This window comes from Streptomyces sp. NPDC056479, assembly GCF_042795335.1.
Taxonomy (GTDB): Bacteria; Actinomycetota; Actinomycetes; order Streptomycetales; family Streptomycetaceae; genus Streptomyces.
Window position 1 is genome coordinate 443,545 of record NZ_JBHTRZ010000006.1, and the last position, 23,870, is coordinate 467,414.

Below are 23,870 nucleotides of genomic sequence, written 5' to 3' on the forward strand. Positions count from 1 at the left end.
AACTGCTTCTGAAAACGGCTCTTGATAGCACTACAGCGGGTCGACCATGACCCGCCGGTACCAAGGCTAATGGTCCCCGGGCGGGTGACAAGACGTCGCCCGGTAGTTCCCTCGCGCAGGGAACTACCCTGGTCCGGTGCGTGACAAAACCCAAACGAATTCCGCCGCTCCCGGTGACCGACTGATCCGTGCCGGCGCGGTCCTGTTCTTCATCGGTGCCGTGGCCACTCTGGTCACTGTGGCCCCGTTCCTGCTCGGCACGACGCCCTTTCCGACATACATGTTCGGACTGAGCATGCTCATGGGCGTCGGATTCCTCGTCGCCGGCGCGGGAGTGCTCCGCTCGGCCGCGGCGGGGCGGCGTCAGGCGCGCGCCGCGTCCAGGTAGCCGGCCAGCCAGTCCGGGAACTTCGTCAGGTCGGTGAGGACCACGTCCGCGCCGAGCGCGGCCAGCTGATCCTCGCCGTACGGCCCGGTCGCCACGGTGACCGACAGGGCGTCGGCCGCGCGGGCGGCGCGTATGTCTCCCTGGTGGTCGCCGACGTAGACGCTCGCCGTGTACTCGCGCAGCGCCTCGGCCTTCTGCTCGGCCCAGAGGTTGCCGATGACCGCGTCCGGCTGGATGCCGAGGTGCTCCAGGTGCAGCTTGGCGTTCGGCTCGTACTTGGCGGTGACGACGATCGCACGGCCGCCCGCGTCCCGTACGCCGGCGATGGCCTCGCGGGCGCCGGGCAGAGCGGGCGTCGCCGCGATGGCGATCGTCGGGTACATCTCGCGGTACAGGTCGGCGATGACCGCGAGCCGCTCCGCCGGGAACCAGTTGATCAGCTCCTCCTCCAGCGGGGGCCCGAGCCGGGTGATCGCCAGGTCGGCGTCGATGTATGTGCCCGTCCGCTCGGCGAGGGCCGTGTAGCAGGCGTGGATGCCGGGGCGGGAGTCGATGAGGGTCATGTCGAGGTCGAAGCCGACGGTGAGTGCCATATGGGCCATTGTGCCCGCGCCTCATGACGCAGGGCTGTGCGTGGTGTGGCGACTGCGGGGACGTGGGTCGTGCGTCAGCGCTCTCGCTGCGAGCGCCAGACGATGAAGAGCGCCGACGCCAGGGCCGCGCCCCGCACCACCCACGGCCAGGTGTCCGAGATCGCGGCGTTCGTCTGGCCCTCGGCGATCGGATCGCCCCAGCGGCCGTTGGTGCGGCCCCAGAGCCAGACGACGCCCGCGGTGAGGGCGAGGCCGGGCAGGACCACGACCGCCCACTTGGTCTCGGCGTCGCTCAGGCGGCGGGAGCCCCACGCGATGAGCCAGCCGAGGAGCAGGGCGAGGAGGTTGCCGAGGAAGGCGCCGGCGACCAGGAGGGCGGCGGCGAGCAGCAGGAGGGGGTTGCTCCAGCGGCCGGAGGGAAGGGTCGGGCGCCGGATGAGGCGTCGGCGACGGGGTGCCTCGTCCTCTTCCGCGTCGTCGGCCTGCTCCACGGCCGCCGGGTCCGCCTCCTCGGCCGGCTCCTTCTTCCGGAGCGAGGTTTCCCCCTTCGCGGGCGGGCGCCTGAGCATCTCCGGGATCTCGATGCCGCCGACGAATCCCGGGACGTCCTCGCCGGGGCCGAAGGGGGTGCTGTCCACCCGCCACCAGTCGGGCTGGGTCGCGCTGCCCCCGAGCTCCGACGTGCTCGCGAGATGGGGCGGCGGGGGCGCGTCGTCACGTGCCGTCTGCGGTTCTGCTCGGCGCGGCCGCGGCACCATCCGGCGCAGGCCCCTGGGACGGCGCTCGGCGGCCTCGTCGGCGCGGTCGTCCTGCTGTACGGGCACGGAGGCGGCCGGTGGCCGCGGTGCGGGAGCGGCGCCTCCCCCGGCGGCCGAGACGACCTCGTCCGGGGTGCCCAGGCGGGCGATGATGCGGCGGACGGCTGCGGGGTTGTCGACGGGCGCCTTCGCGCGGCGCCGGTCGATCTCGCCGCGCAGCTCGTTCACCAGGCGCATGCGGGTGCCCGACGGCAGCTGCCGCTGCTGCGCCACGTCGCCGACGCGGCTCAGATACTCGTAGACGACCTGGTCGCTCTCGATCCCCACGAAGTCCCCTCCGGGGTGGGTGCGTTGCGTTGGATACCCCGGGGGACGACGTTAGCGCAGGACAGGGTGGGTCGGTTCGGTCAGATCGGCCGGCACTCGCCGGAGTTCTCCGCTTCGGAGCACAGGCCGTGGCCGTGCTCGTGCAGGATGTCGCGGCCGCTCTGCTGGGTGAGGAAGTTCAGGAAGGCCGACGCGACGGAGCCGGCCGGGGCCGGGCCGTAGGTGTAGGCGTACTCGGTCTGCCAGTACGGGTAGTCGGTGTCCTCGACGCCTTCCGCCGTGGGTTCCCGGCCGTCGAGCCGCAGCTTGACGAGCTTCTCGGCGGCCTTGTGGTCGTCGACTCCGGCGGCCTCGCTGTAGCCGATGGCACCGGGCGTCGAGGCGGTCCTGTTCAGCATCGTGTCCGTGCTGGTGACCTCGCAGCTGCCGTACTGCCCGTCCTCCAGGGCGGCGCAGTCCCGCTCGGTGAACTGGGGCGGTTGCCTGCCCCGCAGGACCTTGTCGACGAGGGTGCTGCGGGTGCCCGAGCCGGGGTCGCGGTTGATCAGGTGGACGGGTACCTCGTTGCCGCCGACCTCGGACCAGTTGCGGACCCGGCCCGCGAAGACGCGGCGGATCTGGTCCAGCGTCAGGTTCTCCACGCCCGCGTCCTTGTTGACGACGAGGGTGAACACGGAGAAGGCGACCGGCTTGGGGATCAGCCGGGGGTGGCCGTCGGAGGCGAGTCCGTCGGTGAAGGCGATGTGGTCGGGGAGCCCTTCGCTGACCGTGACCTCGGCGTCCTTGCCGGCCTGGTCCAAGGCGGTGACACCGTCGGTGCTGCCCTTGAACGGGTTGTCGTCGAGCGGAATGGCGACATCCGCCCCCTTGCACCGGTCGAGGTAGTCCTCGGCGGCGGCCCGCACGGCGGGTGCGAAGGCGGTGGAGCCGTGCAGGTGCAGGGTGCCGCTGACACAGTCCAGCGGGGGCCGGCGGTCGTCGCGCAGGAACAGCGTGAAGACCGACTGGACGGCGACCGCCAACGCCAGGAACGTGATGGCGAACCAGGCCGGCCGGGAGGCGAACAGATGGCTCTCGGTCCGGGTCAGCTTGAACCGGAAGTACTTCACCAGCGGGTCGAACCAGCGCCGGTCGGTGCCGACGGCGCCGACGATGTCCGGCTTGGGGAAGTCCCCGTCGCTCGTGTCGTCCGGCCAGCGCTCCAGGATCACCAGGATCTTGTACTCGGCTCCGCGGGGCAGTTTGACCTTCGGCAGCTCGATGACGCCCTCGCTGCGGGCCTCGTTGTTCCTGAAGCCGTAGCCCGCGGCCCCGTGCCGGAAGAAGCGGCGCAGCTCGCGCTGGCTCAGCTCGGTGACGACGATGCCGGCGACCTGACGACGGCGGAAGGTGACCCAGATGCCGCTGGGGTCGCTCTCGTCCGTCAGGTAGTCGCCGGGTTCGATGGGCGACGATCCCGCGTTCTCGATGCGCAGCAGCACGAACGAGGGGTCCTTGAGCTGGTGTCCGTCCCGCTCCAGCTGTTCGAGGATCTCGGCGTGCGCGGACTGGGTCTGGTTCGCGGCGACCGTGTCCATCTGCACCCGATAGCCGAGCCGCTTACGGCCGACGACCGCGAACTCCCACAGGAACGCGAAGAGGGGGATCGCCAGACTGGTGATCGCGATCCACTGCTCGACCTGCTCACTCACCGCTGGGACCCCCAATTCCCTTGAGCCGTGTAGTAGTTGACAGGGTGCCCAGGGTGACGAGTGGGGGCGCGGTGTTGCCAGAGGTGCCGCATTCCTCCGGACGATGTTCATCCGGGAGCCATCTGTGCAACGTTCTGTTCGCCCGCCGGACCGCCATCCGGGCCCACGGCACACCCCCTGCCGCGAGGTCCCACCCGCTAGATTTGGTCGGATGAGCGACCCGGCTACACCGCCCCGTTCCCTCGCGGAAGCTCTCCGCGCGCGGGACGACACCTCGCTGGCCGTACTCCTGCGCAGCCGGCCCGACCTCATCACCCCCGTCCCCACCGACCTCACCCAGCTGGCGACCCGCGCCGGCACCCGGGCCTCCGTGGTGCGCGCCCTGGAGCGGCTGGACCGTTTCGCGCTGCAGACGGCGGAGGCGCTGGCCGTGGCGGCGGATCCGGCGACGTACGACGAACTCCTCGCCCTGATGGCCGGCGACGAGGGCGACCCGGCGGTCACGGGCGCGCTGCCGCACGCGCTCGGGACGCTGCGCGAGCAGGCCCTGGTGTGGGGCGCCGACGACCGGCTGCGCCTCGTCCGCACGGCCCGCGAGCTGCTCGCCCCCTCGCCGCAGCACCCGTCCCCCACCGGACTGGGCCCGACCGCGCAGGAAGCCACCTCGGGCATGTCGCCGGGCCGTATCCAGGAGATCGTGCGGACGGCCGGGCTGCCCTCGACCCACGACGCCGTGTCCGCCGTGTCGTCGCTCTCCGCGCTGTTCGGCGACCGGCCGCGCATGACGGCTCTGCTGGCCGACGCTCCGGAGGAGTCCCGGGAGGTCCTGTCCCGGCTGGTGTGGGGGCCACCGTACGGCCAGGTCACCGCCGACCCGGCGCCCCGGCTGCGCTGGCTGCTGGACCGCGGCCTGCTGCTCCCGACGACGCCCGGCACCGTCGTACTCCCCCGCGAGGTGGCCCTGCACCTGCGCGCCGGCCACGCGCACCGCGCCACCGAGCCGCTGCCGCCGCCCGTCGAACCGGCTGCCACGCACCGTCCACAGATTGTGGACGCGACGGCGGCCGGGCAGGCCTACACGGCGCTGGCCACCGTCGAGGAGCTGCTGAAGGACTGGGACGAGGGCGGTCCCGCCGTACTGCGGGCCGGCGGGCTCAGCGTGCGCGACCTCAAGCGCACCGCCGTCGCCCTCGACGTGTCCGAGCCGATCGCCGCCTTCTGGGTCGAGCTGGCCTACGCGGCGGGACTGCTGGCCTCCGACGGCGAGGCCGACGAGCGGTACGCGGCGACGCCCGCCCATGACGAGTGGCTGGAGCAGCCGGTCGCCGAGCGCTGGACACTGCTGGCGCAGACATGGCTGACGGCGACGCGCACGGCGGGGTTGATCGGCGGACGGGACGCGAAGGACCGTACGTTGTCGGCCCTGGGCCCGGGACTGGACCGCTCCGCCGCCCCGGAGGTACGGCACCGGGTGCTGACCCTGCTGGCCGGGCTGCCTCAGGGCGCGTCCCCGTCGGCCGAGTCGGTGCTGGCCCGGCTGCGCTGGGAGCGTCCGCTGCGGGGCCCGCAGCGCGAGGACGACCTGCGCAGCCGCCTCGCCCAGTGGACGCTGAACGAGGCCGAGCTGCTGGGAGTGACGGGGCGGGGGGCGCTGTCGGGGCACGGGCGCGCGCTGCTGGGGGCGCCACTGCCGGGGCACGCTCCCGAGGAGCCGGTCGGCCCCGGCGACAAGCTCCCCGTGCATCACCGTCGCACCCCGGCGCCCGAGCCCCTCTCCCCCGCCGAACAGTCCGTCGCCTCCGCCGCCGCCGCCCGCATCCTCGCGCCCCTCCTCCCCGAGCCGCTCGACCACGTCCTGCTCCAGGCCGACCTCACGGCGGTGGCGCCCGGCCCGCTGCGGCGGCCGCTCGCCGCCATGCTGGACGTGCTCGCGGACGTCGAGTCCAAGGGCGGGGCGACGGTGTACCGGTTCACGCCCGCGTCGGTGCGGCGCGCGCTGGACGCCGGACGCAGCGCCTCCGATCTGCACGCCTTCCTCGCCGAGCACGCGCGTACCCCGGTGCCGCAGCCGCTGGCGTATCTCATCGACGACGTGGCCCGTAAGCACGGCCATCTGCGGGTGGGCGCGGCGTCGGCGTACGTCCGCTGCGACGACGACGCGGCGCTGAACGAGATCCTCGCCGACAAGCGCGCCGCCGGCCTGCGTCTGCGGCGCCTCGCGCCCACGGTGCTCGCCGCCCAGGCGGACCCGGCCGCACTGCTGGAGGGGCTGCGCGCGATGGGCTTCGCGCCGGCCGCCGAGTCGGCGGAGGGCGACGTCCTGATCACCCGTGCCGACGCCCACCGCACGCCGCCGCGCACGGCCCCCGAACCGGTCCCGGACGGTCCGCCGACGCCGGACGCCACGCTGCTGACCGCCGCGATCCGTGCCATCCGGGCGGGCGACCTGGCCTCCACGACCCCGCGCAAGCCGAGCGCGGCGGCTCCCGAGATGACCGGCGGTGAGCTGCCCCGGACCACCTCCGCCGAGACCCTCGCCACCATGCAGGCCGCCGTCCTGACCGGCGAGACGCTGTGGATCGGGTACGTCAACGCCGAGGGCGCCGCCAGTCAGCGGGTGATCGCGCCGGTGCGGGTCGAGGGCGGATTCGTGACGGCCTACGACCACACCGCGGACGAGGTGCGGACGTATCCGCTGCACCGGATCACCGGGGTCGCCGAGCTCGCGGACGACCAGGTCTGACGACGGCGGCACCCACCGGTCACTCGTCCGGGCGTACATGGTGCTTCATGCACGCCACGCCGGGCTTTTCCAACTCTTGAGGGACCTTCCGGATCTTTCCGCATTCCGCCCCGGGGTGCAGGGCAGCCACTCGATGTCCTGATCACGCTCAAGTGAGCGCAACAGAGAGGTAGTTGTCCCATGCGCACAGCTCGTCGTCTTGCCACCGTCCTGGCCGCCGCGGCCATGATGATCGGTGCCTTCACCACCCAGGCCGCGGCGATCGGCATCGACGTCGCCGGACTGGTCATCGAGACGCCGCAGGTCTGACGCGACCGCAGTGCACCCGTCGGGCCGGTCCGGCGAGCAGGACCGGCCCGCCCTCCCTGAAAGGCCCTGAAGTCCGCATGCGTTCCAAGCGTCCCGTCCGCGCCCGTTCCGCCGCCCTCACCGCCCTTCTGGCGGCGACCGCGATGGTCACCGCCCTCGCCCCCGACGCCGCCGCGGCCGCCTCCGCCCTGCCCCTTCCGCTCCCGGCCCCTGCCGCGGAGTCCCTGGTCACCGAGGGACTCACCATCGAAGGACCGCTGGTCAACAACCTCAGTCTGCCCATGCTGAAGTAGCGCGGCGCATCCGGTAGCTCTCGCCCTCGATCCGCACGAGCTCGGCGTGGTGGGCCAGCCGGTCCACCATCGCCGGGGCGGCGGGGCCGACGAAGATCTCGTCCCAGCGGCCGAGCGGGCGGTCGCTGGTCACGATCAGCGAGGCCCGTTCGTAGCGGTGCGCGACCAGCTGGAAGAAGAGCGCGGCGCTCTCCGCGTCGAAGGGCGTGTAGCCGACCTCGTCGACGATCAGCAGCGGGTGTTCGTCGAGCGCGGCCAGCTCCTCGGCGAGCCGCCCGGCCTCCCGTGCGCCGGCCAGCCGGGCGGCCCACCGGGCGGCGCTCGCGAACAGCACCGAGTGCCCGGCCTGACAGGCCCGCACGCCCAGGCCCACGGCCAGATGCGTCTTGCCGGTGCCGGGCGGGCCGACGAAGACCACGTTGCGCCCGGCGGCGACGAAGTCCAGCTTGCCGAGCCGGGCCACGGTCTCCCGGTCGAAGGAGCGGGGGTGCTCGGAGTCGAAGTCCTCCAGCAGCTTCCGGGTGGGGAACCCGGCCGCGCGCACCCGTTCCTCGGCGCTGGGCAGGTCCTCGCGCGAGGCGGCCTGCGCCGGGACGAAGACCTTCGGCGCGGGGCTCTCGGGGGCGGGCTCGTGGTGCGCCGGCTGATGGGCCCGTTCGGCCTGCGCGGCCATCGGCCCCGACATGTACGCCAGGATCGCCGCCGAGGCGATGAACGCCATGTGGATCACCGTGCCCCACAGCAGGGAGTGGTGCGAGGTGCGGTGGACGTCCACGAACATCTGCAGCAGATGGACGGAGGAGATGCCCACGATGGCGGTGGCGAGCTTGACCTTCAGCACGTTGGAGTTGACGTGCGAGAGCCACTCGGGCTGGTCGCGGTGGCCCTGGAGGCCGATGCGGGAGACGAAGGTCTCGTAGCCGCCGACGATCACCATGATCAGCAGATTGGCGATCATCACGACGTCGACGAGCTTGAGCACGGCGAGCATGACGTAGGTCTCGGTCGCCTGCCCGGTCACACAGCGGAGAATTAAGGCCCAGAGCTCGTTGAAGAACTTGTAGACGTACACCCCCTGGGCGGCCACGAGGCCGAAGTAGAGCGGCGCCTGCAACCACCGGGTGGCGAACAGCGCGTACCCGAGAGTGGTGGTCGGCGGTGACGGATCACGATCGATGGCCTGCACGCTCGGCATTCTTCGCAGCCGCCGCCGGATAGGTGAAACCGCGCCACTCACAGGAATGAATATTCATCCTGTAGGACTCCGGGAACGATCAGGCACACTGGACGTTTGGCCGGGTGGTCGAGCGGAAGGACCCACGCACGTGAACGGACCACTGATCGTCCAGTCGGACAAGACCCTGCTCCTGGAGGTCGATCACGAGCAGGCCGGCGCGTGCCGTCGGGCGATCGCGGCGTTCGCCGAGCTGGAGCGGGCGCCCGAGCACATCCACACCTACCGGGTGACCCCGCTGGGCCTGTGGAACGCGCGCGCGGCCGGGCACGACGCCGAGCAGGTCGTGGACGCGCTGGTGACGTACAGCCGCTACCCCGTGCCGCACGCCCTGCTGGTCGACATCGCCGACACGATGGACCGGTACGGCCGTCTGACCCTCTCCAAGCACCCCACGCACGGCCTCGTCCTCACCACCACCGACCGCCCGGTCCTGGAGGAGGTGCTGCGTTCTAAGCGGATCGCGCCGCTCGTGGGCACCCGCATCGACCCGGACACCGTGGCCGTGCACCCCTCCGAGCGCGGGCAGATCAAGCAGACGCTGCTGAAGCTGGGCTGGCCCGCCGAGGACCTCGCCGGTTACGTCGACGGCGAGGCGCACCCGATCGAGCTGGCCGAGAACGGCTGGGCGCTCAGGCCGTACCAGAAGCAGGCCGTGGAGAACTTCTGGCACGGCGGCAGCGGCGTCGTGGTGCTGCCCTGTGGTGCCGGGAAGACCCTCGTCGGCGCCGGGGCCATGGCGGAGGCGAAGTCGACCACCCTCATCCTCGTCACCAACACCGTCTCGGCCCGGCAGTGGAAGCACGAGCTGGTGAAGCGGACCTCGCTCACCGAGGAGGAGATCGGCGAGTACAGCGGGACCCGGAAGGAGATCCGGCCCGTCACCATCGCCACGTACCAGGTGCTGACGACCAAGCGAAAGGGCGTCTACCCGCACCTGGAGCTGTTCGACTCCCGCGACTGGGGGCTCATCCTCTACGACGAGGTGCACCTGCTGCCCGCGCCGGTCTTCAAGTTCACCGCCGATCTCCAGGCCCGGCGCCGGCTCGGTCTGACCGCGACCCTGGTCCGCGAGGACGGGCGCGAGTCGGACGTGTTCTCGCTGATCGGTCCGAAGCGTTTCGACGCTCCCTGGAAGGAGATCGAGGCGCAGGGCTACATCGCGCCCGCCGACTGCGTCGAGGTCCGGGTCAATCTCACCGACGCCGAGCGGCTCGCGTACGCCACCGCCGAGCAGGAGGAGAAGTACCGCTTCTGCGCGACGACCGACACCAAGCGGAAGGTCACCGAGGCCCTCGTCCGCAAGTTCGCCGGGCAGCAGACCCTGGTCATCGGCCAGTACATCGACCAGCTCGACGAACTGGGCGAGCATCTGAACGCCCCGGTCATCAAGGGCGAGACATCCAACGCCCAGCGCGAGAAGCTCTTCGGCGCCTTCCGGGAGGGCGAGATCAGCGTCCTCGTCGTCTCCAAGGTCGCCAACTTCTCCATCGACCTGCCGGAGGCCACGGTCGCCATCCAGGTCTCGGGCACCTTCGGCTCGCGCCAGGAGGAGGCACAGCGGCTGGGGCGGGTGCTGCGGCCGAAGGCCGACGGCCACCAGGCCCACTTCTACTCGGTCGTCGCCCGCGACACCATCGACCAGGACTTCGCCGCGCACCGCCAGCGCTTCCTGGCGGAACAGGGATACGCGTACCGGATCGTGGACGCCGACGAGATCCTCGCGGAGGGCTGAGCAGGCCGGCCCGGGCTTGATCCCGGAGGCGCAGAGCACCGGGAGGCGCGGGGTCGGGTTCGCGAACTTGAAGACAACGCGGACCGGAAGGCAAGGGGGAGTTGCGGAGTGTGATCAGCGGGTCACCGAGCGAGTCCGGGCGTCACTTACGGCGGACGCCCGCCTCCTCGCCGTACTCACCGAGGACGACCACATCGAAGGCCGCACCGACGAACACCCTCACGGCACGCAGGGCTTCGCCGAAGCGATGACGGTGGCTCCCCTGGAGCGCTGTCGCTCCTCGGGGGCCCGTAGGGGCTGGGTGGATGGTTGCTGCGCTCATATCTCCATGATGGGTTCGCAGGCATAAAGACCGCATCGGCCTGCGGTGCCAGGCCCTGCACGGCCCGCGTACACCTCCGGACGGACCCCCTGCCCCCAGGAAGGAGGGCCTCGTCCCCTAGGGGTCGGAGGACAGGGCCGGAATATTCGTTGGCGTACGACGTAGGCGCTCACCTAAGATCTCCGCTCTTGCCCGCCTCCGTTCACGGAGTGCCGCCGTCCGGACGGAAACCGGTCGGCTCTGACGACCAGCCACCCGTAGGTCCTCCGGAGGCACCCCCTTGTCCACGCCCGTCGACGACCCCCTGGACCCGCTCCTGCGAGAGCGCTCCCACCTCGCCTCCTCCCGTGCCGCCCTGCGTGCCATGCGGGAGGACGTCGAGGCCCTCGACATCAGCGACGTCACCGCGAACTGGGTCAACGCCGAAGTCCTCGCCCGCCAGATCGACGAGCGCATCAAGGCCCTGGCCGACCTCAGCGACACCCCGCTGTTCTTCGGCCGGCTCGACTACCTGCACGCTCCCGGCGTCGAGAAGGCGGAGGGCGCGGAGGGCGAGCGCTTCTACATCGGGCGCCGGCATGTGCACGATGCCGGCGGCGACCCGATGGTCATCGACTGGCGGGCGCCGGTGTCCCAGCCGTTCTACCGGGCGTCCAAGAACGACCCGCTGGACATCGCGCTGCGCCGACGCTTCGGTTACACCGGCGGCGACCTCACCGCCTACGAGGACGAGCACCTGTCCGACCCGGCGGAGGCGGCCCGCACCAGCAAGCTGCTCCAGCAGGAGATCGAGCGCCCGCGCGTCGGTCCGATGCGGGACATCGTGGCCACGATCCAGCCCGAGCAGGACGAGATCGTCCGGTCCGGGCTCGGCGGAACCGTGTGTGTGCAGGGAGGCCCGGGCACCGGGAAGACGGCGGTGGGCCTGCACCGGGTGGCCTATCTGCTGTACGCCCACCGCGAGCGGCTCGCCCGCACCGGCACCCTGGTGATCGGCCCGAACAGGTCGTTCCTGCACTACATCGAGCAAGTCCTCCCGGCGCTCGGCGAGCTGACGGTCCGCCAGGCCACGGTGGACGACCTGGTCGCCCATGTCGAGGTGCGCGGCACCGACGACGCGACGGCCGCGGTGATCAAGGGCGACGCCAGGATGGCGGAGGTGCTGCGGCGCGCGATCTACTCGCATGTGACGATGCCGACCGAGCCGGTGGTCGTCGTCCGGGGATCACGCCGCTGGCGCGTCGCGGCGTACGAACTCGAGGAGACCGTACGAGAGTTGCTTGCCCGCGACATCCGCTACGGCGCCGCCCGCGAGGCCCTTCCGCAGCGCATCGCGCATGCCGTGCTGGTGCAGATGGAGCGGTCGGGCGAGGCGCCGGACGACCGGGTGCAGTGCGCGGTGGCCCGCAACAGCGCGGTGAAGGCCGCCGTCAAGGCGGTCTGGCCGCCGGTCGACCCGGCCAGGCTCGTGCTGCGGCTGCTGACGGACGCGGACTTCCTGGCCGAACACGCGCGCGGAATCCTGGACGAGGACGAGCAGAAGACGGTCCTGTGGGCGAAGCCGGTACGTTCGGTGAAGTCGGCCAAGTGGTCGGCGGCGGACGCGGTGCTGGTCGACGAGGCGGCCGACCTCGTCTCCCGGACGCCCTCCCTCGGCCATGTCGTCATCGACGAGGCGCAGGACCTCTCCCCGATGCAGTACCGGGCGGTGGGTCGCCGCTGCACGACCGGTTCGGCGACGGTCCTCGGCGATCTGGCGCAGGGCACGACGCCGTGGGCGACGCGCAGCTGGGACGAGGCGCTGGCCCACCTCGGCAAGTCGGAGGGGGTCATCGAGGAGCTGACGGCCGGCTTCCGCGTCCCGACGGACGTCATCACCTACGCCTCCCGCCTCCTCCCCCACATCGCGCCGGGCCTGACCCCGGTGGCCTCGATCCGTGAGAACCCGGGGTTCTTCGAGGTCCGCGAGGTGCCGGTCACGGCCGAAGTCGTCGCCGCGTGCGCGGAGTTGTTGCGCAACGAGGGGTCGGTCGGCCTGATCGCCGCGGATGCGCGCGTTCCGGCGCTGTCGGAGGCGCTCGCGGCGGAGGGCATCGCCTACTTGGCCCCCGGCGAGGAGACGACGGAACAGACCCGCCTCACGCTGGTCCCCGCGTCGCTCGCGAAGGGCCTGGAGTACGACTATGTCGTCCTGGACGAGCCCCAGGCGGTGGTGGACGGCGAACCGGACGAGCGGACGGGGCTGCGGCGGCTGTATGTCGCCCTGACGCGAGCGGTGTCGGGGCTGATCGTGGCGCATTCAGGGCCGTTGCCCGAGCAGCTGGGGTGAGGGGCGCCACGGCCGGCGCCCTGCGGCTCAGGGCAGCACGCGGTAGGTCACGTGCGTGACCAGGCTCGCCGAGCGCGCGTTCACCTGCTCCAGCTTCAGCGGCGGGACACCCTCGAACAGCCGGGTGCCGGCGCCGAGCGTGAGTGGCACGATGTGCAGCCGCAGCTCTTCGATCAGGCCGGCGGCGAGGTACTGGTTGACGGTGGTCGCGCCGCCGTGGACCGCGACATCGCCGTCGCCGGCCGCCGCGCGTGCCTGTGCCAGTGCCGACTCGATTCCGTCGGTGACGAAGTGGTACGTGGTGCCGCCGTCCATCGGCTGCGGCTCGCGCGCGTGGTGGGTGAGCACGAACACCGGTGCGTGGAACGGCGGATCGTCGCCCCACCAGCCGTTCCACTTCCGGTCCCACTCACCCCGTACGGGGCCGAACATGTTGCGCCCCATGATGAATGCTCCGGCGGCGCCCAGCCGGTCGATCTCGGCGCGGTTCTCGTCGGGGGTGTCGAACATCCAGGCGTGCAGCTTGTCGCCCGAGCCGTCGCCGCCGTCGTCGCCGAAGGGGCGTTCCTCGCTCTGGTCGAGCCCGGCCGAGTAGCCGTCGGCCGAGACCGTGATGTCGCAGATCACCCTGCCCGCCCGTGCGGTCATGGCTCTCTCCTCCTCGCGGCGGCCTCCGTCGCCTTCGACCGGCACTCGCGCGGGCATTGCGTCGGGAGGCTTCGCTCTCTGGACGAATGGATCGATGCCCCCACATCGTCACCTTCCGGTGGGGCGCTGTCGACTGCCGACGTCGACCACCGCTGTCGACCGACCGTTGTCGGCTACGAAACCCCGTCCAGCACGGCCCGCCACCGCGCCACGGCCTCGACGGACACCGGCCCGTCCCAGCCCCCGGGTCGCGCCGCTCCGCCGATGTGGAAGGCGTCGATCCCGGCCGTCAGCAGCCGCGGCACATGATCGAGCCGCAGCCCGCCCCCGACCAGAATCCGCTGCTCATAGCCGGGCTCCCCGCTCCTCGCCACCTCGGCGAGCAGCGTCGGGAGCCCTTCGTCCACGCCGATCGCCGAGCCGGCCGTCAGATAGGTGTCCAGCCCCGGCATCCCGTCCAGCTGCTTGCGCAGCGCATCCCGGTCGGCGGCCCGGTCGATCGCCCGGTGGAAGGTCCACCGGCATCCGTCCAGCTCCCCCACCACCCGCTCGACGGCCTCGAGGTCCAGGCCCCCGTCGGCGTCCAGGAACCCGAGCACGAACTCCTCGGCCCCGGCCTCGCGCATCGCACGGACCACCCGCACCACATCGCCGACGTCGCCCGCCGCGAATCCGTCCGCCAGCCGAAGCATCACGCGCAGGTCGATGTCGACGGCGGCCCGGATCCCGGCGAAGGTCTCGACCGGCGGCGTCAGTCCGTCCGCCGCCATGTCGGTGACGAGTTCGAGCCGGTCCGCACCTCCGGCCTGGGCGGCGACCGCGTCCTCGACGCCGAGGGCGATCACCTCCAGGACTGCACGCTTGCTCATGGGACCCCATTCCTCGGCATTCGACGGCTTCGCGGGCGACTACAGGTCTAGTCCAATCCAGGGTACGCCTGCCCCACCGAAGATCCGTTCAACCCATGACGCCGCAAGCCGGGGCCGTCGCCGCTCGAAACCCGCCACGCGAGCCGCGGTCACCCGAAGCCGTCACCCGAGGCCGTGATCCCAAGCCGTCACCCGAAGAGGTTGAGCTCCGCCGCCTCCACCCCCACCAGCTCGTAGGACGCTTCCTCCACCGGCCGCCCCGCATACAGCCGCACCAGCGTCGCGGCGTCCCCGATGTACCGCGCCGGTGGCCGCGGCGCCGCCGTCTCCCCCAGGCGCAGGGGGTCGTCGACATCGTCCAGGTCGGCGTGCAGCGGGACGTGCCGCCGCTCCCGCGTGAGCCACCCCAGCAGCCGCAGCGCCTCCGGCAGCCCGGCCCCGGCATACGCCCCCGGCTCCCCGAGCGCCTCCCGCACGTCCCCGGCGTGCACCCACTCCCCGAGAGCGATGCCGTCCAGCACCCCGCCCGCCTTGGCGATCACCGGGCCCGCCTCGGTCAGCCCGCGCTCCAGCTCGTCGACGACCTGCGCGTTGGTCCAGTCGGCGCGCTCGGCGATGTCCCGGTCGTTGGACGCGGGCGAGAACACGCCCTCCTCGAACCGGCCCTCCACCACCCGCGCCAACGCGGCCGAACAGTGCGCCAGCACATCCCGCACCGACCACCCCGGACACGCGGCGGTGGGCAGCGCGAAGTCGGCGTCCGGCCGGTCCCGCAACAGCGGAACCAACGCGTCCCGCTCGACGACCAGCAGCCGCCCCGGCAGTTCGGGATCCCGTACGTCGTGCACGTCAGCAGTAGTCATGACGTCCACGCTAGGCGCCCGGGAGAACGCCGGGGAGAACGCCGGCGCACACGCCACAATGACGCCATGGCCGATCCCCGTACCCTCGACGCCCTGCGCAGCCGGTTCACCTCAGCCCTGAACGCGGCCCGCTCCCCCGCGACCTCCCCCGACCCGGCCCCCTACGCCGACAGCCTCCTCACCCGGTGGCAGGAACCGCAGCGCCGCTACCACACCCTCACCCACCTCACCGCGGTCCTGGACCACATCGACGAGCTGGCGGGCCACGCCGAGGACCCGGACGTCGTACGCCTCGCCGCCTGGTTCCACGACGCGGTCTACCTCCCCGACCGCTCGGAGAACGAGGAGCGCTCCGCCCGGCTCGCCGAACGCGCGCTCCTGGAGGCGGGCGTGTCCGAGGCGAGGACGGCAGAGGTGGCCCGCCTGGTCCGCCTCACCACCACCCACGACCCGGCGCCGGACGACCGCGACGGCCAGGTCCTGTGCGACGCCGACCTCGCGATCCTCGCCGCCCCGCCCTCCGCGTACGCCGCCTACACGGCCGCCGTCCGTGAGGAGTACCACTTCGTGCCGAGCGACGCCTTCCGCGCGGGCCGCGCCGCGATCCTGCGCCAACTCCTCGCCCTGCCAAGCCTGTTCCGCACCCCGCTCGGCCGGAAGGAGTGGGAGGCCACCGCCCGTTACAACCTCGCCGGCGAGCTGGAAATGCTGTCGCCCTGACCAACCCGGGGCCGTAGCCTGCCGCACATGCGACACATGGGCGGGGAACGCGTGACCGAGGCCGTGGCGAGCTGTGTGGCGCTGCTGCGCACGGTGGTGGACCAGGACTGGGAAGGGGTGAAGGCGGGGCGCCTGGAGTGGAGTTGCCGGCACACGGCCGAGCACATCGCGAGCGATCTCATCGCCTACGCCGGCCAGTTGGCGGGCCGAGCCCAGCACGCCTACGTCCCCTTCGAGATCACCCTCGACGAGGGCACCGACAACGAAGGGCTGCTCCACGTCATCGAGACGACCGGCGCCCTCCTCACCGCCGCCCTGCGCACCACGCCCCCCGAGGTGCGCGCCTTCCATCCGTTCCCCTTCCGCAGCGCGAACCGCGAGGGCTTCGCCGCGATGGGCATCGCGGAGGTGCTGCTGCACACGCACGACATCGCCGAAGGGCTGGGGGTGGCGTACGAACCGGCCGCCGAACTGCCCGAGTTCGTGCTCACCACGATCTTTCCGCACATCCGCCCCGGCCCCGACGCCTGGCACACCCTCCTGTGGGCCACCGCCCGCGGCGACCTGCCCGCCCGCGCGCCGGTCACCGAATGGCGCTGGAACAACAACCTCGTCATCCCCACCGACCGCCTCACCCTCCAGGGCGTCACCCCCGCGGCCGCCGCCGACCTGAGCAAGGGCGGCGACGGCGGGTTCACCTGGGTCGTGGGCGGTCCCTTCGAAGGGACGAGGGAGGCCGCCGGGATGATGCTGAAGGCGTACGAAGGGGGCGTGCACCGCCCCGAGTTCGGCCTGTTCGTCCTCGTCCGCAAGGAGGACGGCCTCGCGGTCGGCGGCATCGGCTTCCACGGCGTCCCCGACGAGGAGGGCCTGGCGGAGGTCGGCTACGACCTCGTGGAGGGCGTCCGCGGTCGCGGCTACGCGAGCGAGGCCCTGCGCGCCCTGACGGACCACTCGCTGGCCAGGGACGACGTACACGCCCTCATCGCCGCCATCCACGAGGACAACGCCCCCTCGCAGGGCGTCGCCCGCCGCGCGGGCTATGTCCGGGCCAGTCTCGGGGAGGAGCGCTCCGCCCACGAGGAACGGGACATGGACCGGGAGCTCAGGCTCTACGTCCGCAGGGGAGGGACCCCGCACGGGGAGTGACCCCGTACGGGAGTGACCCAGGTCACATTCACGGCCGTCACATCGTGTCGATCCGCTCCGTCATAGCTGTGTAACCACCGACCACGGCCCCATGACCGAGGAGTTCGCCATGAGCGCTCGCCTGAACGCCCTTGAGATCCCGACCGTCGGCAAGTTCATGAAGTACATCGCCTCGGCGGGCAAGGTGCTCCATGACTCGTCGCTGCCCGTCTCTACGCAGAACATGGTCACGCTGCGCGCCAGCCAGATCAACGGCTGCGGTTTCTGCACCGACATGCACTTCAAGGACGCCGTCGCCGCAGGTGAGGACACCGTCCGCCTCAATCTCGTCGCCGCCTGGCGCGAGGCCACCGTCTTCACCGAGGCCGAGCGCGCCGCGCTGGCACTGACGGAGGAGGGCACCCGTATCGCCGACGCGGCCGGCGGCGTACCGGACGAGGTCTGGGAGAGCGCCGCCAAGCACTACGACGAGGAGCAGCTCGGCGCGCTGGTGTCCCTGATCGCCCTGATCAACGCCTTCAACCGGATGAACGTGCTGGTCCAGCAGCCGGCCGGCTCCTACCGGCCCGGACAGTTCGCGTAACCGGAAGAGGCCCGGCGCGAGGCCGAGGGGGCGCGAGGCCGAGGGGGCGTCAGCCCCACCCTCGCCCCTTCGCCCTGCGCAGCCCCGCCTCCTGCAGCAACCGCACCACCTCACGGCTGCTGACCTCCACCGCGCCGGCGCGCACCGCGTCGGCGTACCGGTGCGAGGGGATGTCGTAGTGGTCCCGCTCGAAGGCCCGCCGCGGCACGTCCAACCCCTCGGCGAAGGCGTGCAGTTCGTCGTACGACACATCGCTCACGAGGTGGGACCACATCCGGCCGTGGCCCGGCCAGGTGGGCGGGTCGATGTAGATCGTCACGACGTCACCGGCGCCACGAAGCGCCTCACGAGGACGGCGCCTCACCCGCGGCGGCCGGTCCCAGCGACCCCACCGCCGCGACCTTCACGCCCGCCTTGTGGCACACCCAGTGCGGATCGGGCCCCAGTTCCGGCTCGACGTCCAGCGCGTGCGGATCGCCGGCGCCGCACACCGGGCACAGCGGCCAGCGTCCGTACCGGTCCAGCAGCGCGTCCTGTACGTCCTGGGCGACCAGCCCGGCCACATACTCCGCGCCGTCCGGCCACTGCTCCACCCACCAGCGCCGCTGTACGACCGACTCCTCGACCAGCGACACCACGTCCGCCTCGGCGACCTCGCCCGCGACCAGGTCGGCGAGCACGAGGGCGCGGGCGGTGTGCAGCGCCTGTTCCAGCGGAGTGACGGGTTCCATGCACCTATTGTGCGCACTCTTGACCAGGACACGGTCCTGAAAATACCTTTCAGGTGTGACCAATGAAGTGAAGGAAACTTTCGGTCGCGCGAGCGCGGCCCCGGCGCCCGCCGCCCTCGCGGCCAAGGTGCGCACGCTCGCCCCGTCGATGACCCGCTCCATGCAGCGCGTCGCGGAAGCGGTCGCGAACGACCCGGCGGGCTGCGCGGCCCTCACGGTCACCGGCCTCGCCGAACTCACCGGCACCAGCGAGGCCACGGTGGTGCGCACCGCCCGCCTCCTCGGCTACCCCGGCTACCGCGATCTGCGCCTCGCCCTGGCCGGCCTCGCCGCCCAGCAGCAGTCGGGCCGCGCCCCCGCCATAACGACCGACATCGCGGTGGACGACCCGATCGCCGACGTCGTCGCCAAGCTCGCCTACGACGAGCAGCAGACCCTCGCCGACACGGCCGCCGGGCTGGACACGGTCCAGCTGGGCGCGGCCGTCGCGGCCGCCGCCGGGGCCCGCCGGATCGATGTGTACGGCGTCGGGGCTTCGGGTCTGGTCGCCCAGGACCTCGCCCAGAAGCTGTTGCGCATAGGGCTGATAGCCCATGCCCACAGCGACCCGCATCTCGCCGTGACGAACGCGGTGCAACTGCGCACCGGTGACGTGGCCATCGCCATCACCCACTCCGGGTCCACCGGTGACGTCATCGAGCCGTTGCGGGTCGCGTTCGAGCACGGGGCTACGACCGTCGCCATCACCGGGCGTCCGGACGGGCCCGTGACCCAGTACGCCGATCACATCCTCACGACGTCGACGGCCCGGGAGAGCGAGCTGCGACCTGCTGCGATGTCGTCGCGGACCAGTCAGCTGCTGGTCGTGGACTGTCTGTTCGTGGGGGTCGCTCAGCGGACGTACGACACGGCGGCACCGGCGCTGGCCGCGTCCTACGAGGCGCTGGCGCACCGGCATCGTCGTTAGACCTTGAGCCCGAGGACACCGCACATCGGAAAGAGCCGTCTCTCATGACCTCGACATCCAACCCCCGTGATCTCCGCGCCGAGTTGGACACCCTGACCACCGAGGCGTTCCGCCCCGAACTGGCCGAGATCGACCAGCTCCCCACCCTCGACATCGCCCGGCTCATGAACGGCGAGGACGCGGCCGTACCCACCGCCGTGGCACAGCGCCTCCCCCAGATCGCCGCCGCCATCGACGCCATCGCGGAACGGATGGCCCAGGGCGGCCGCCTCGTCTACGCCGGCGCAGGCACCGCCGGCCGCCTCGGTGTCCTCGACGCCTCCGAGTGCCCGCCCACCTTCAACACCGACCCCACCCAGGTCGTCGGGCTCATCGCGGGCGGCCCCGAGGCGATGGTCACCTCGATCGAGGGCGCCGAGGACTCCAAGGACCTGGCCCGCACCGACCTCGACGCCCTCGTGCTCACCCCCACCGACACGGTGGTCGGCATCTCCGCCTCCGGCCGCACCCCGTACGCCATCGGCGCGGTCGAACACGCCCGCACGCAGGGTGCGTTGACGATCGGCCTGTCCTGCAACCCGGACAGCGCCCTGGCGGCGGCCGCCGAGCACGGCATCGAGATCGTCGCGGGCCCGGAACTCCTCACCGGCTCGACGCGCCTGAAGGCGGGCACGGCCCAGAAGCTGGTCCTCAACATGCTCTCGACGATCACGATGATCCGCCTGGGCAAGACCTACGGAAACCTGATGGTCGACGTCCGAGCCTCCAACGACAAGCTCCGGGCCCGCTCCCGCCGCATCGTCGCCCTCGCCACAGGCGCGGCCGACGCCGACATCGAACGCGCCCTGACCGAGGCGGGCGGGGAGGTCAAGACGGCGATCCTCGTCCTGCTGGCGGACGTGGACGGGCCTACGGCGACCGGGTTCCTGGCCGACGCCGACGGTCACCTGCGGGCGGCGCTGAAAACGGCGGGGGCTGAGCAACTCCCCTGTTAGCGTGACCACATGACGGCACCGAAGACCTTCCGCGTCGGCGGCGATCTGGAAGTACGACGGCTCGGATTCGGCGCGATGCATCTACGCCCGGAGACCGCCGAGGACCGCGCCACCTGCATCGCGGTCGCCCGGCGGGCCGTCGAGCTCGGTGTCACGCTGATCGACACGGCACACCTGTACGGCTGGGGAGCGAACGAGGATCTCCTCGCCGAGGCGCTGCACCCGTACCCGGCCGACCTCGTGATCGCCACGAAGGTCGGCATCCGCCACACCACCTCGGGCGAGGGCTGGCGGCACGCGGGCGAACCCGCCGATCTGCGCGACCAGGTCGACGAGGCCCTGCTCCGCCTCCGCCTCGACCGGATCGAACTGCTCCAGCTCCACCGCCTCGACCCGGGCGTCCCCATCGCCGACCAGCTCGGCGCCCTCCGCGACCTGCGCGACGAAGGCAAGATCGGCCGGATCGGCCTCTCCGAGGTCACCGTCGCCGAACTCGCCGAAGCACGCGCCGTCGTGGACATCGCCAGCGTTCAGAACCGGTACAACCTCCTCGACCGTGAGCACGAGCCCGTCCTCAAGGCGTGCGAGGAGGCGGGCATCGCCTTCCTGCCGTGGCGGCCTGCGGCGGCCGGCACATCGGGAGCGCGGTCGTCGCAGATCGCCGCGATCGCGCAGGAAGTCGACGCCACGCCGACCCAGGTCGCCCTCGCCTGGCTCCTCGCCCACTCGCCGGCGGTCCTCCCGATCCCGGGGACGTCGAGCGTCGCGCACCTGGAGGAGAACGTGGCGGCCGGCGCCGTGCAGCTCACCGAGGACCAGTACGAGCGGCTGACGAAATAGCCCGGTCGCCGCTGCGGAATGCGGACAGGATCTGACCTAAACGGCGCCTACCGTAAGCCTCATGACCGACACCACGAACGTAGCCGTCAGCGACGAGCGCACCGACCTCCTGGAGACGCTGGCCAAGCACCGGCACTTCCTGCGGTTCACCACCCGGGACCTCACCGACGAGCAGGCGGGGCAGCGGACCACGGCCAGTGAGCTGTGTCTCGGCGGCCTGATCAAGCACGTCACGTCGACGGAAGGGCGCTGGGCGGAATTCATCCAGCGGGGCCCGTCGGCCATGGGCGACTTCAAGAACATGACCGAGGCCGACTTCGCGAAGCGGGCGGACGACTTCCGGATGCTGCCCGGCGAGACGCTGGAGGGCGTCCTGGCGGCGTACGAGGAAGTGGCCGGGCTGACCGACAAGCTGGTCGCGGACCTGCCCGACCTGAACGCCTCCCACCCGCTGCCGGAGGCCCCGTGGTTCGAGCCCGGTGCCCGCTGGTCGGCCCGCAGGGTGCTGCTGCACATCATCGCGGAGACGGCGCAGCACTCCGGCCACGCCGACATCATCCGCGAGTCCCTGGACGGGGCGAAGAGCATGGGCTGAGAGATGGCGTGAAGGGCGTGGGACTGCACACTGGGTCCATGAACCACGCCCAACTGACGGCACTGGGCCGAGCCCTCCGCCTCCTCGGCGAGCACGGCGAGGCCCTGACCACCGACACGCCGGACGCCAGGCTGCACGAGGTCAAGGCGGATCTGCGCCGCGCCCTCGACCTGCTCGACGAGAGTGTCACCACCGCCGCCCGGACGACCCGGTGTCCGGAACATCCGGGCGGGCCGGTGGACCCCGCGGCGCCCGATCTGTGCCTGCTCTGCGAGACCCGGCGCCGGGCGGCCCGCCGTTCCGAGTACAACGGCACCGGCCCGGCGGTCCCCCGCTCCCCCGAGCACCCCGTGCCGTCCCGCTACGGCGTCCGCGGCGACCGCCCGCAGCCCCAGCAGCGCTGGCTGCCCGAGCTGTGGAACGGACAGGAGTGGCAGCTCTGCGGCACCCCGCGCCGCGACCGCCGGGAGGCCGAGCTGTATCTCGCGGCCCAGCGTCACGGGCCGCGTCCCGCCATGGCCTACCGGCTGGTGCACGAGTTCACCGACTACGAGGTGCTGCGCGTCTGGGGCACTCCGGTGAAGGTCGACATCGAGCCGATGGGCAATCTGTAGCGGCTACTTGGCCGTCGCTCGCGCCGGCTCCGCCGCCGTCCGCGCCACGGGCTCCCCGGCTGCGGCCAGCCCCTGCCGCGGAATGAACGACGCCACCACGAACGCCAGCAGCGCCGCTCCGGCGCCCACCGCGAGGACGACCTTGAAGGCGTTCTCGGACGGGAGGGCATAACCGCCGAGGTCGGTCGTCATCTGGGCGAGGATGACGCCCGCGACGGCACTCGCCGTGGACGTACCGAGGGAACGCATCAGCGTGTTGAGGCTGTTCGCGGCGGCCGTCTCCGACGCGGGCACGGCGCTCATGATGAGGGCGGGCATCGAGCCGTAGCCGAAGCCGACGCCGGCGCCGATGATGCAGGCGACCAGGATGAAGTGCCAGACCTCGGACATCAGGACGATGTTGAGGCCGTAGCCGGCGGCCACGATCAGGACGCCGATCATCAGCGTGACCTTCGGTCCCTTGGCCCGCGAGATCGCCGCCGACACCGGGGCCGTCGCCATCATGACCAGGCCCGACGGGGCCATGCACAGGCCCGCGACCAGCATCGACTTGCCGAGACCGTAGCCCGTCTGCGCGGGCAGCTGGAGGAGCTGGGGGATGACCAGGCTCATCGCGAACATCGCGAAGCCGACCGCGATCGAGGCCAGGTTGGTGACCAGCACCTGACGGCGGGCGGTCGTACGGAGGTCGACCAGCGGCTGGTCGGTGCGCAGCTCCCACCAGCCCCAGGCGAGCAGGATCACCACGGCCGCCACGAACAGACCGAGCGTCGTACCGCCGGTCCAGCCCCAGTCTGCGCCCTTGGAGATACCCAGCAGCAGACACATGAGCCCGGCCGCCATGCCTATGCCTCCGACCAGGTCGAAGCGGCCCCCGGTGCGCACCTTCGACTCGGGCACGAACAGCAGCACGCACACCATCGCCACGACACCCATGCCGGCCGACGTCCAGAACAGGACGTGCCAGTCGAAGTTGTCCGCGATGAGCGCGGCGGCGGGCAGACCGAGCGCACCGCCGATCCCGAGCGAGGCACTCATCAGGGCGGTGGCGGACCCGAGGCGCTCGGCGGGCAGTTCGTCCCGCATGATGCTGATGCCGAGCGGGATCACACCGGAGGCAAGACCCTGCAGCACGCGACCGACGATCATCGGGACCAGCGCATCGCTCAGGGCGCAGACGACGGAGCCCGCCACCAGCAGGACGACGCTGACCAGCAGCATCCGCCGCTTGCCGTACATGTCGCCGAGCCGCCCCATCACGGGAGTCGCGACGGCGGCGGCGAGCAGCGTCGCCGTGACGGCCCAGGCGGTGTCCGAGGCGGGGGCGTCCAGCAGCTTCGGCAGCTCCGGGACGATCGGGATGACCAGCGTCTGCATCAGCGAGACGACGATCCCGGCGAAGGCCAGCACCGCCACCACGGCGTTCGACCTCGGCGGGGCGCCACCCCCGGCCTCGGTGGGAGGGGCAGGGCTTTCGGACATGGCGGGGCCTCCGTCGGCGTGCGAGCAGGAAGAGGTACGTAATTGACCTAGGCAACCTTAAGTCAGTTGATTGACTTACTCAAGCGACGCAG

General features: G+C 71.7%; 25 protein-coding genes. 14 read left to right on the plus strand and 11 right to left on the minus strand.

The window, feature by feature from the left end; all coding sequences use genetic code 11:
* The first annotated feature begins 136 nt into the window (after positions 1-136).
* Positions 137-388 carry a hypothetical protein gene (locus ACFQ6S_RS25435; protein ID WP_383414032.1) on the plus strand — a complete coding sequence of 84 codons (252 nt, stop codon included), beginning with the start codon at positions 137-139 and terminating at the stop codon, positions 386-388.
* Here ACFQ6S_RS25435 and ACFQ6S_RS25440 read toward each other — a convergent pair.
* From ACFQ6S_RS25440 to ACFQ6S_RS25450, 3 genes are all read right to left on the minus strand, one after another.
* A complete protein-coding gene (locus tag ACFQ6S_RS25440; RefSeq protein WP_383414034.1) occupies positions 364-990 on the minus strand; it encodes an HAD family hydrolase in 627 nt (208 codons plus the stop codon). The two genes, ACFQ6S_RS25435 and ACFQ6S_RS25440, sit on opposite strands and share 25 nt — an antisense overlap.
* A 65-nt stretch (positions 991-1,055) precedes the next feature.
* The gene (locus ACFQ6S_RS25445; RefSeq protein ID WP_383414037.1) at positions 1,056-2,066 is read right to left on the minus strand and encodes a hypothetical protein; all 1,011 of its coding nucleotides are present in this window, start codon (positions 2,064-2,066) and stop codon (positions 1,056-1,058) included.
* A gap of 80 nt (positions 2,067-2,146) precedes the next feature.
* Entirely contained in the window at positions 2,147-3,757 is a 1,611-nt protein-coding gene (locus ACFQ6S_RS25450; protein WP_383414040.1) for a substrate-binding domain-containing protein, read from the minus strand.
* Positions 3,758-3,968: 211 nt separating this feature from the next.
* On the opposite strand from ACFQ6S_RS25450, the gene ACFQ6S_RS25455 reads away from it, so the two are divergent.
* The 3 genes from ACFQ6S_RS25455 to ACFQ6S_RS25465 all read left to right on the plus strand — a co-directional run bounded on the left by ACFQ6S_RS25455 (position 3,969) and on the right by ACFQ6S_RS25465 (position 7,102).
* Positions 3,969-6,500: a helicase-associated domain-containing protein gene (locus ACFQ6S_RS25455; protein WP_383414043.1), complete on the plus strand. Its 2,532-nt coding sequence runs from the start codon at positions 3,969-3,971 to the stop codon at positions 6,498-6,500.
* Between the two features lie 180 nt (positions 6,501-6,680).
* Positions 6,681-6,809 (plus strand): hypothetical protein, encoded by a 129-nt coding sequence (locus ACFQ6S_RS25460; protein ID WP_383414045.1) that lies wholly within the window; start codon positions 6,681-6,683, stop codon positions 6,807-6,809.
* Positions 6,810-6,886: 77 nt separating this feature from the next.
* Positions 6,887-7,102 (plus strand): hypothetical protein, encoded by a 216-nt coding sequence (locus ACFQ6S_RS25465; RefSeq protein WP_383414048.1) that lies wholly within the window; start codon positions 6,887-6,889, stop codon positions 7,100-7,102.
* Here ACFQ6S_RS25465 and istB read toward each other — a convergent pair.
* Positions 7,080-8,297, minus strand: a complete 1,218-nt coding sequence (gene istB, locus ACFQ6S_RS25470) for an IS21-like element helper ATPase IstB (protein ID WP_383414051.1) — start codon at positions 8,295-8,297, stop codon at positions 7,080-7,082. The genes ACFQ6S_RS25465 and istB overlap by 23 nt on opposite strands.
* A 130-nt stretch (positions 8,298-8,427) precedes the next feature.
* Here istB and ACFQ6S_RS25475 point away from each other — a divergent pair, with 130 nt between their 5' ends.
* Positions 8,428-10,071 carry a DNA repair helicase XPB gene (locus ACFQ6S_RS25475; RefSeq protein ID WP_383414054.1) on the plus strand — a complete coding sequence of 548 codons (1,644 nt, stop codon included), beginning with the start codon at positions 8,428-8,430 and terminating at the stop codon, positions 10,069-10,071.
* A gap of 142 nt (positions 10,072-10,213) precedes the next feature.
* Here the strand turns inward: ACFQ6S_RS25475 and ACFQ6S_RS25480 are convergent, their stop codons facing one another.
* Positions 10,214-10,393, minus strand: a complete 180-nt coding sequence (locus tag ACFQ6S_RS25480) for a hypothetical protein (protein ID WP_383414057.1) — start codon at positions 10,391-10,393, stop codon at positions 10,214-10,216.
* A 280-nt stretch (positions 10,394-10,673) separates the two neighbouring features.
* On the opposite strand from ACFQ6S_RS25480, the gene ACFQ6S_RS25485 reads away from it, so the two are divergent.
* The gene (locus ACFQ6S_RS25485) at positions 10,674-12,722 is read left to right on the plus strand and encodes a HelD family protein (RefSeq protein WP_383414060.1); all 2,049 of its coding nucleotides are present in this window, start codon (positions 10,674-10,676) and stop codon (positions 12,720-12,722) included.
* 27 nt (positions 12,723-12,749) lie between these two features.
* On the opposite strand, the gene ACFQ6S_RS25490 is transcribed toward ACFQ6S_RS25485, so the two are convergent.
* The 3 genes from ACFQ6S_RS25490 to ACFQ6S_RS25500 form a co-directional block, all read right to left on the minus strand.
* Positions 12,750-13,370, minus strand: coding sequence for a dihydrofolate reductase family protein (locus ACFQ6S_RS25490; RefSeq protein WP_383414063.1), 621 nt, complete (start codon positions 13,368-13,370; stop codon positions 12,750-12,752).
* Positions 13,371-13,543: 173 nt separating this feature from the next.
* A complete protein-coding gene (locus ACFQ6S_RS25495) occupies positions 13,544-14,239 on the minus strand; it encodes a copper homeostasis protein CutC (protein ID WP_383414065.1) in 696 nt (231 codons plus the stop codon).
* Positions 14,240-14,427: 188 nt separating this feature from the next.
* Entirely contained in the window at positions 14,428-15,102 is a 675-nt protein-coding gene (locus ACFQ6S_RS25500) for a maleylpyruvate isomerase family mycothiol-dependent enzyme (RefSeq protein WP_383414068.1), read from the minus strand.
* Positions 15,103-15,168: 66 nt separating this feature from the next.
* Between ACFQ6S_RS25500 and ACFQ6S_RS25505 the strand changes: the two genes are divergently transcribed.
* From ACFQ6S_RS25505 to ACFQ6S_RS25515, 3 genes are all read left to right on the plus strand, one after another.
* Entirely contained in the window at positions 15,169-15,822 is a 654-nt protein-coding gene (locus ACFQ6S_RS25505) for an HD domain-containing protein (RefSeq protein WP_383414071.1), read from the plus strand.
* 27 nt (positions 15,823-15,849) lie between these two features.
* The gene (locus tag ACFQ6S_RS25510; RefSeq protein WP_383414074.1) at positions 15,850-16,971 is read left to right on the plus strand and encodes a GNAT family N-acetyltransferase; all 1,122 of its coding nucleotides are present in this window, start codon (positions 15,850-15,852) and stop codon (positions 16,969-16,971) included.
* Between the two features lie 109 nt (positions 16,972-17,080).
* Positions 17,081-17,554: a carboxymuconolactone decarboxylase family protein gene (locus ACFQ6S_RS25515; protein WP_383414077.1), complete on the plus strand. Its 474-nt coding sequence runs from the start codon at positions 17,081-17,083 to the stop codon at positions 17,552-17,554.
* A gap of 49 nt (positions 17,555-17,603) precedes the next feature.
* On the opposite strand, the gene ACFQ6S_RS25520 is transcribed toward ACFQ6S_RS25515, so the two are convergent.
* Both ACFQ6S_RS25520 and ACFQ6S_RS25525 read right to left on the minus strand, forming a co-directional pair.
* Entirely contained in the window at positions 17,604-17,873 is a 270-nt protein-coding gene (locus ACFQ6S_RS25520) for a DUF4031 domain-containing protein (RefSeq protein ID WP_383414079.1), read from the minus strand.
* A gap of 25 nt (positions 17,874-17,898) precedes the next feature.
* Positions 17,899-18,285 (minus strand): hypothetical protein, encoded by a 387-nt coding sequence (locus tag ACFQ6S_RS25525; RefSeq protein WP_383414082.1) that lies wholly within the window; start codon positions 18,283-18,285, stop codon positions 17,899-17,901.
* A gap of 55 nt (positions 18,286-18,340) precedes the next feature.
* Between ACFQ6S_RS25525 and ACFQ6S_RS25530 the strand changes: the two genes are divergently transcribed.
* From ACFQ6S_RS25530 to ACFQ6S_RS25550, 5 genes are all read left to right on the plus strand, one after another.
* The gene (locus ACFQ6S_RS25530; protein WP_383414085.1) at positions 18,341-19,252 is read left to right on the plus strand and encodes a MurR/RpiR family transcriptional regulator; all 912 of its coding nucleotides are present in this window, start codon (positions 18,341-18,343) and stop codon (positions 19,250-19,252) included.
* Between the two features lie 44 nt (positions 19,253-19,296).
* Positions 19,297-20,247, plus strand: coding sequence for an N-acetylmuramic acid 6-phosphate etherase (gene murQ / locus ACFQ6S_RS25535; protein ID WP_383414088.1), 951 nt, complete (start codon positions 19,297-19,299; stop codon positions 20,245-20,247).
* 9 nt (positions 20,248-20,256) lie between these two features.
* Positions 20,257-21,087 (plus strand): aldo/keto reductase, encoded by an 831-nt coding sequence (locus ACFQ6S_RS25540; protein ID WP_383414090.1) that lies wholly within the window; start codon positions 20,257-20,259, stop codon positions 21,085-21,087.
* 61 nt (positions 21,088-21,148) lie between these two features.
* Positions 21,149-21,682, plus strand: a complete 534-nt coding sequence (locus ACFQ6S_RS25545; protein WP_383414093.1) for a DinB family protein — start codon at positions 21,149-21,151, stop codon at positions 21,680-21,682.
* Between the two features lie 38 nt (positions 21,683-21,720).
* Positions 21,721-22,296 (plus strand): hypothetical protein, encoded by a 576-nt coding sequence (locus tag ACFQ6S_RS25550; RefSeq protein ID WP_383414096.1) that lies wholly within the window; start codon positions 21,721-21,723, stop codon positions 22,294-22,296.
* 3 nt (positions 22,297-22,299) lie between these two features.
* On the opposite strand, the gene ACFQ6S_RS25555 is transcribed toward ACFQ6S_RS25550, so the two are convergent.
* Positions 22,300-23,778 (minus strand): MFS transporter, encoded by a 1,479-nt coding sequence (locus ACFQ6S_RS25555; RefSeq protein ID WP_383414099.1) that lies wholly within the window; start codon positions 23,776-23,778, stop codon positions 22,300-22,302.
* Between the last annotated feature and the right edge of the window lie 92 nt (positions 23,779-23,870).

Coding starts and splice junctions, on each gene's coding strand:
- ACFQ6S_RS25440 (WP_383414034.1), bottom strand. CDS start 990: ATGGCCCATATGGCACTCACCGTCGGCTTCGACCTCGACATGACCCTC.
- ACFQ6S_RS25455 (WP_383414043.1), top strand. CDS start 3,969: ATGAGCGACCCGGCTACACCGCCCCGTTCCCTCGCGGAAGCTCTCCGC.
- ACFQ6S_RS25460 (WP_383414045.1), top strand. CDS start 6,681: ATGCGCACAGCTCGTCGTCTTGCCACCGTCCTGGCCGCCGCGGCCATG.
- ACFQ6S_RS25465 (WP_383414048.1), top strand. CDS start 6,887: ATGCGTTCCAAGCGTCCCGTCCGCGCCCGTTCCGCCGCCCTCACCGCC.
- istB (WP_383414051.1), bottom strand. CDS start 8,297: ATGCCGAGCGTGCAGGCCATCGATCGTGATCCGTCACCGCCGACCACC.
- ACFQ6S_RS25480 (WP_383414057.1), bottom strand. CDS start 10,393: ATGAGCGCAGCAACCATCCACCCAGCCCCTACGGGCCCCCGAGGAGCG.
- ACFQ6S_RS25490 (WP_383414063.1), bottom strand. CDS start 13,370: ATGACCGCACGGGCGGGCAGGGTGATCTGCGACATCACGGTCTCGGCC.
- ACFQ6S_RS25495 (WP_383414065.1), bottom strand. CDS start 14,239: ATGAGCAAGCGTGCAGTCCTGGAGGTGATCGCCCTCGGCGTCGAGGAC.
- ACFQ6S_RS25500 (WP_383414068.1), bottom strand. CDS start 15,102: ATGACTACTGCTGACGTGCACGACGTACGGGATCCCGAACTGCCGGGG.
- ACFQ6S_RS25505 (WP_383414071.1), top strand. CDS start 15,169: ATGGCCGATCCCCGTACCCTCGACGCCCTGCGCAGCCGGTTCACCTCA.
- ACFQ6S_RS25510 (WP_383414074.1), top strand. CDS start 15,850: ATGCGACACATGGGCGGGGAACGCGTGACCGAGGCCGTGGCGAGCTGT.
- ACFQ6S_RS25515 (WP_383414077.1), top strand. CDS start 17,081: ATGAGCGCTCGCCTGAACGCCCTTGAGATCCCGACCGTCGGCAAGTTC.
- ACFQ6S_RS25525 (WP_383414082.1), bottom strand. CDS start 18,285: ATGGAACCCGTCACTCCGCTGGAACAGGCGCTGCACACCGCCCGCGCC.
- murQ (WP_383414088.1), top strand. CDS start 19,297: ATGACCTCGACATCCAACCCCCGTGATCTCCGCGCCGAGTTGGACACC.
- ACFQ6S_RS25540 (WP_383414090.1), top strand. CDS start 20,257: ATGACGGCACCGAAGACCTTCCGCGTCGGCGGCGATCTGGAAGTACGA.
- ACFQ6S_RS25545 (WP_383414093.1), top strand. CDS start 21,149: ATGACCGACACCACGAACGTAGCCGTCAGCGACGAGCGCACCGACCTC.
- ACFQ6S_RS25550 (WP_383414096.1), top strand. CDS start 21,721: ATGAACCACGCCCAACTGACGGCACTGGGCCGAGCCCTCCGCCTCCTC.
- ACFQ6S_RS25555 (WP_383414099.1), bottom strand. CDS start 23,778: ATGTCCGAAAGCCCTGCCCCTCCCACCGAGGCCGGGGGTGGCGCCCCG.